The 5,886-nt window shown below is 68.5% G+C and carries 7 protein-coding genes; 4 read left to right on the top strand and 3 right to left on the bottom strand.

All coding sequences use genetic code 11. The features are described from left to right. Nucleotides 1-67: 67 nt before the first annotated feature. Entirely contained in the window at nucleotides 68-889 is an 822-nt protein-coding gene (locus QMX81_RS20290; protein WP_282264213.1) for an alpha/beta hydrolase, read from the bottom strand. A 233-nt stretch (nucleotides 890-1,122) separates the two neighbouring features. Here QMX81_RS20290 and QMX81_RS20285 point away from each other — a divergent pair, with 233 nt between their 5' ends. Next, on the top strand, nucleotides 1,123-1,830 hold the full coding sequence (locus tag QMX81_RS20285; protein WP_121043117.1) for a YitT family protein: 708 nt from the start codon (nucleotides 1,123-1,125) through the stop codon (nucleotides 1,828-1,830). A 7-nt stretch (nucleotides 1,831-1,837) separates the two neighbouring features. Here the strand turns inward: QMX81_RS20285 and QMX81_RS20280 are convergent, their stop codons facing one another. Both QMX81_RS20280 and QMX81_RS20275 read right to left on the bottom strand, forming a co-directional pair. Then, nucleotides 1,838-2,977, bottom strand: coding sequence for a hypothetical protein (locus QMX81_RS20280; protein ID WP_282264211.1), 1,140 nt, complete (start codon nucleotides 2,975-2,977; stop codon nucleotides 1,838-1,840). After that, on the bottom strand, nucleotides 2,974-3,510 hold the full coding sequence (locus QMX81_RS20275; protein WP_282264209.1) for a DNA-3-methyladenine glycosylase I: 537 nt from the start codon (nucleotides 3,508-3,510) through the stop codon (nucleotides 2,974-2,976). Before QMX81_RS20275 ends, QMX81_RS20280 begins: the two co-directional genes overlap by 4 nt. 109 nt (nucleotides 3,511-3,619) lie before the next feature. Between QMX81_RS20275 and QMX81_RS20270 the strand changes: the two genes are divergently transcribed. Genes QMX81_RS20270 through QMX81_RS20260 form a run of 3 tightly spaced genes read left to right on the top strand, consistent with a single transcriptional unit; the run spans nucleotide 3,620 to nucleotide 5,643 of the window. Beyond that, on the top strand, nucleotides 3,620-4,186 hold the full coding sequence (locus QMX81_RS20270; RefSeq protein WP_152153557.1) for a YqgE/AlgH family protein: 567 nt from the start codon (nucleotides 3,620-3,622) through the stop codon (nucleotides 4,184-4,186). Next, the gene (ruvX, locus tag QMX81_RS20265; RefSeq protein WP_121043125.1) at nucleotides 4,179-4,676 is read left to right on the top strand and encodes a Holliday junction resolvase RuvX; all 498 of its coding nucleotides are present in this window, start codon (nucleotides 4,179-4,181) and stop codon (nucleotides 4,674-4,676) included. The genes QMX81_RS20270 and ruvX overlap by 8 nt, the downstream gene beginning before the upstream one ends. Nucleotides 4,677-4,692: 16 nt before the next feature. Further along, nucleotides 4,693-5,643: an aspartate carbamoyltransferase catalytic subunit gene (locus tag QMX81_RS20260; RefSeq protein WP_152153555.1), complete on the top strand. Its 951-nt coding sequence runs from the start codon at nucleotides 4,693-4,695 to the stop codon at nucleotides 5,641-5,643. Nucleotides 5,644-5,886 lie beyond the last annotated feature (243 nt).

Genomic DNA, 5,886 nt, shown 5'->3' with positions numbered 1-5,886 from the left:
ACCCACGGTCGTGCGCTACCGGTGCAACGCATCCCGGGTAGGTGCCGACCGTGGGTCGGCACACGCCTCACCCGCGAATGAAGGCCAACAGATCCGCATTGATCACGTCCGCGTGCGTCGTGCACATGCCGTGCGGAAAGCCTTTGTAGACCTTCAACGTACCGTGCTTGAGGAGCTTGATCGCCAGCTCCGCTGAATCCGCGATCGGCACGATCTGATCGTCATCGCCATGCAGGATCAGCACTGGCACGTCGATCTTTTTCAGGTCGTCGGTGAAGTCGGTTTCCGAGAAGGCTTTGATGCAATCGTAGTGCGCGTTGATCGCGCCCATCATGCCTTGCCGCCACCAGTTGTCGACGATGCCCTGCTGCGGCGGCGTGCCCTCGCGGTTGAAGCCGTAGAACGGAATCGGCACGTCGCGGTAGAACGCCGCACGGCCCGCGGCCAGTGCCTGGCGGAAGCCATCGAAGACCTCCTTCGGCGTGCCGCCCGGGTTGGCCTCGCTCTTGACCATGATCGGCGGCACCGCACCGATCAGCACGGCCTTGGCGACGCGCCCGGGCTTGGCCTGCGCCACATAGTGCGCGACTTCGCCACCCCCGGTGGAATGGCCGATGTGGATCGCATCGCGCAGGTCCAGATGATCGGCCAGCGCGTTGACGTCGGCGGCGTAGGTGTCCATCTCATGCCCGCCGCTGGTCTGCGAGGAGCGGCCATGGCCGCGGCGGTCGTGCGCGATCACGCGATAGCCCTGAAGCAGGAAGAACTGCAGCTGGGTGTCCCAGTCATCGGCGCTGAGCGGCCAGCCGTGATGGAACACGAGGGGCTGACCCTTGCCCCAGTCTTTGTAGAAGATCTCGGTCTTGTCGGCGGTGGTGACGTAGGGCATGGCACGGAACTCCTGGGGGGAGGGATGGGCGGTGCGGGTGCTACCCGTGCATGCTGCGTCGACAGGGTGTTCAGCCGGCATGAAAGGTGGCCGTGCGTTCGCGTCTTGCCGGGCACAGACAGCCCAAGGCCACGAGGCGGGGGCGTGAAGAACAGTCCGCTGAATCAATCTCCCCAGCAACTGTCACGCCGATCGTGTCTAATACCGCTCCCCACGTCACACCCCCCACCCCCATGTCCCTTGATTCCCATGGCCCCGCGCCGTGCGACGACGCTGACGGCCACCTGGTCACCGCAGGCCCGCTGACCCCGCCTCCGGACAGTGCCGGCACCGTGGCCGATCAGAAGGCGCTGCGCCATTCGGTGGCCGAGGACGTGCAAGGCATGGTCCTGGCGACCCTGGTGGCCTCGCTCGGCCTGGCGATCTTCGCCAAGGGCGGGCTGATGATCGGCGGCATGGCCGGGCTGGCCTTCCTGGCCCACTACACCTTCGGCTGGAACTTCGGCCTGGTGTTCGTCCTGGTCAACCTGCCGTTCTACTGGGTGGCCGTGCGCCGCATGGGCTGGGAATTCACCCTGAAGACCTTCGCGGCGGTCACCGCCTGCGGCGTGCTGACCGACCTGCTGCCGCGCTGGGCCGATTTCGCCCACATGAGCTCGCTGTACTCGGCGATCGTGGGCGGGGCGCTGGCCGGCCTGGGCATCCTGTTCTACATCCGCCACCGGGCCAGCCTGGGCGGCATCGGCATCCTGGCGGTGTACCTGCAGCGCACCCGCGGCTGGAGCGCCGGCAAGGTACAGATGTCGTTCGACACGCTGCTGATGTGCGTGGCGTTCTCGGTGCTGTCCCCATCCAAGGTGATGTACTCGGCGATCGGTGCGGTGGTGCTCAGCCTGGTGCTGATGTTCAACCACCGCCCGGGCCGCTACATGGGCGTCTGACGCCCGGTCATTCCCCCTGCGGCGGCACCGGCACGACGGTGACGCCGGAGACCCAGCGGCGGCTGCGCAGGTCCAGCGTGGCCACCTGCTCGCCAGGGCCGCGGTACAACCACAGCTGGCAGCACAGCGCATGGTCGCCGGCATAGCTGCTGCGCAGGGCAATGAGCGTGGCGCTGTAGCACTGCTTCCCCGAGCGGATCACGGTGTCAGCGGCAGTATCGAAGGTGTAGCTGCCGGCGCCGCGCCACGGCCAGATCTCGGCCTCGCCCGGATCGGTGCCGGGGGGCACCGGGCAACGCGCCTGCGCGTCGCCAAAGTGCGCCACGCCGTCGCCATCGAGGGTCAGCGCGGCCAGCAGGCGCTCGATGTGCTTGAGCAGGCGCCGGTCGGCCGCGATTGCGGTGGCGTTCGCGTCCAGCGGTTCGCCATCGGCATGCACCGCAGGATCGGCCAGCCGATGCTCGCGGCCGTAGCGCACCTGCAACCGGGTCGTCGGACTGCGTTCGCGCGGGTCCGCCGACAACGGCCGGTTCAGCAGCAGGGTATCGCCGTAGTAGTCGCCATCGCGGTAGGCGATGTAGCTGACCCCGTCGATGCGCAGCCAGTACAGCCCCTGATCGCTGCCACGCCCGCTGAGGCCGTATTGGCCCTGCGCCAAAGGGCGCTGCGGGTCCAGCCTGTCCGGCACCACGAAGCCGCGCAGCGGATTCCGCCGCAGCATGTCCACCTGCGTGTACAGGCCGGTACCGCCGCTGTAGGCGCTCTGCACCAGGTCACGCTGGCCGTCGCCATCCAGATCGAGCAGGGAGAGCGACAGCTCGCCCATCTCCACCGGCACGGTGTGCTGGGCATCCGTCTCGCGCAGGTAGCGGGTCACCGCGTCCCAGTCCGCCGGGGTGACGTTGGCAGGGCGCACCAGCGCGGGCAGCGGCGCATCACTGTCACCGGCCACCGGGATCTGCAGGTCGATACCGGTCTCGTCGCGGTAACGGGCCAGCACGGTATCGATCGGGGCCGGATCATCGGCGGGCACTGCGGCGATCTCCGCGCGCAGGCGCTCCAGCACGCCGTCCAGATCGCTTGCTGCAGCCAGCGGGGGCAGGCTCAGGGCAGCGAGCAGCGCAGCCAGCACGACGGGGTGCGTCACTTCCGGCGCCAAGCCGGCTTGAGCGTGTCGATGCGCTTGAACACCGGGCAGTCCGGGCTGTGCGCGCCGGGCAGGTAGCCCAGGCTCATCAGGAACTCGCCGGTGATCTCCCCGCCGGTGAAGCGGAAGGTCTTCTTGAACAGCTTCACCCAGGCCGCCTTGTCCAGCGGATGGTGGGCATCCAGCCAGGCAACGAAGCTGCCATGGCTGCCCCGCAGTTGCTGGATCACCTGGGCGTTGTGGACCGCCGCGTGCACCTTGAGCCGGTTGCGGATGATCCGGGCATCGTTGAGCAGGCGCTCGATGTCGCGCTCGCCATAGGCGGCTACCGTGTCCACGTCGAAACCGTCGTAGGCCGCGCGGAAGCCCTCGCGCTTCTTCAGTATGGTCTCCCAGCTCAGGCCGGCCTGGTTGATCTCCAGGATCAGGCGCTCGAACAGTTCGCGCTCCTCGCGCTGCGGGAAGCCGTACTCGTGGTCATGGTAGTGGCCGTGGACCGGATGGCCGGGGGCGATGAGGCAATAACCGGACACGTGCAGCTCCTTGCGATGGCGGATCAGGCATGCGGGCCGGGGCACGCGTGCAGGCCTGCATTATGTCAGCGCGAAAGCGCACATCACGGCCAGCGGCTAGAATGGGGCCATGTCTGAACTGTCCACTTCGCTTGCCCACCACCTGCTGGTCGCGCTGCCGTCGCTGACCGACCCCACCTTTGCCCGTACCGTGGCGCTGATCTGCCAGCACGACGAGAACGGCGCCATGGGCGTGCTGGTCAACCAGCCCTCCGAGTACACCCTCGGCGAAGTGCTGGCCCAGATGGAGATCACCACCACCAGCGACACGCTGCCTGGCCAGATCGTGCTCAACGGCGGCCCGGTGCATCCCGAGCGCGGCTTCGTGATCCATGACGATGCGCGCAACTGGGATTCCAGCCTGGCCGTGGGCGAGGGCGTGTTCCTCACCACCTCGCGCGACATCCTTGAAGCCATGGCCCGTGGCGAGGGCCCGCGCAACGCGCTGGTTACCCTGGGCTGCGCCGGCTGGAGCGAGGGGCAGCTGGAATCCGAGCTGGCCGAGAACAGCTGGCTGGCCGTGCCGGCCGACGCCGAGCTGTTGTTCAGCACCCCGTTCGAACAGCGTTGGCAGGGTGCGGCGGCACGTATCGGCGTGGACCTGTTCCGCCTCACCGATTACAGCGGCCATGTCTGAGCCGGCCACGCCAGCGCCCGCCGCGCCCGCGCCGCCGACCATCCGCCGTGATGGCACGGTGCTCGGCTTCGACGTCGGTTCGCGCCGCATCGGCGTGGCCATCGGCAGCTCGTTCGGCACCCATGCGCGTGCGATCGCGGTGGTCGATGTCCACGGCAACGGCCCGGACTGGACCGCGGTGGAGCGCCTGATCAAAGAGTGGCGGCCGGACGGCCTGGTGGTCGGCGACCCGCTGACCCTGGACGGCCAGGACCAGCCCAACCGCAAGCGTGCGCAGGGCTTTGCCCGCCAGCTGCGGGAACGTTTCAAACTGCCGGTGGTGCTGGTCGATGAGCGTTCCAGCTCGGTCGAGGCGGCACGCCGGTTCGCGGTCGAGCGCGCCGAAGGCCGCAAACGCCGCCGCGATGCCGCTGCACTCGATGCAGTGGCCGCGGCGGTGATCATCGAACGCTGGCTCTCCTGCCCGGATGACGCCACCCCCGTTTCCTGACCCTCAGACCCTGCCCATGACCGCCTCGCAACTCGATTCCGATGGACGCCTGCGCCACCTGCTGACCCTGGAAGGTCTGCCCCGCGAAACCCTGCTGCAGCTGCTCGACCGCGCCGGCCAGATCCGCGATGCGGCCGTCGGCCGGGTCGGCAACAAGCGTCACGTGCTCGGTGGCTCGGCGGTCTGCACGCTGTTCTTCGAACCGTCCACGCGCACCCGCAGCTCGTTCCAGTTGGCCGCGCAGCGCTTGGGCGCGGACGTGCTGAACTTCGACGCCTCCACGTCCTCCACCCGCAAGGGCGAGACCGCCTGCGACACGCTGAAGAACCTGGAGGCGATGGGCGTGCGCGGCTTCGTGGTGCGGCATCCCGATGATGGCGCGGTGGCGGCGCTGGCCGCGGCGGCAGGCGAGGGCACCGCCTTGGTCAACGCCGGTGATGGCCGCAGTTCGCACCCCACCCAGGGCCTGCTGGACATGCTGACCCTGCGCCAGGCCAAGGGCAGTGATTTCTCGAAGATGAAGGTGATCATCGTCGGCGACGTGAAGCACTCGCGCGTGGCCCGCACCGACCTGCATGCCCTGCGCACGCTGGGCGTCGGCGAGATCCGCGTGTGCGGCCCGCAGTCGCTGCTGCCGGATGATGACACCCTCAAGGGCTGCATCGTCGGCGACGATTTCGACGCCATGCTGGAAGGCGCCGACGCGCTGATGATGCTGCGCCTGCAGCGCGAGCGCATGGAGGAAGGCCTGGTGCCCTCGCTGGAGCAGTACCACGCGCAGTACGGCCTGGATGCCCCGCGCTTGAAGCGTGCCGGCACCGATGCCGCCGTGTTGCACCCGGGCCCGATCAACCGCGGCGTGGAAGTCACCGACGAAGTGGCCGATGGCCCGCAGTCGTGGGTGCTGCGCCAGGTCGCCAACGGCGTCGCCGTGCGCATGGCGGTGCTGGAGACGTTGTTGGGATAAGACGTCTCGGCCCACGGTAGGCATCGACCGTTGGTCGATGCGCATGACCGGTAGTGCCGGCCGCTGGCCGGCTCCGCAGAAATCCCAACAGCACGCCGGTAGTGCCGGCCGCTGGCCGGCTCCGCAGAAGTCCCAACAGCACGCAGGTAGTGCCGGCCGCTGGCCGGCTCCGCAGAAATCCCAACAGCACGCAGAGTAGTGCCGGCCGCTGGCCCGCGCCCGCTATCTGTTGCGGAGCCGGCC

The organism is Stenotrophomonas sp. PS02301 (assembly GCF_029959485.1).
Lineage (GTDB): Bacteria > Pseudomonadota > Gammaproteobacteria > Xanthomonadales > Xanthomonadaceae > Stenotrophomonas > Stenotrophomonas maltophilia_Z.
Note: the sequence above shows the minus strand (reverse complement) of the source record. Positions and strands in the feature narration are given on the sequence as shown.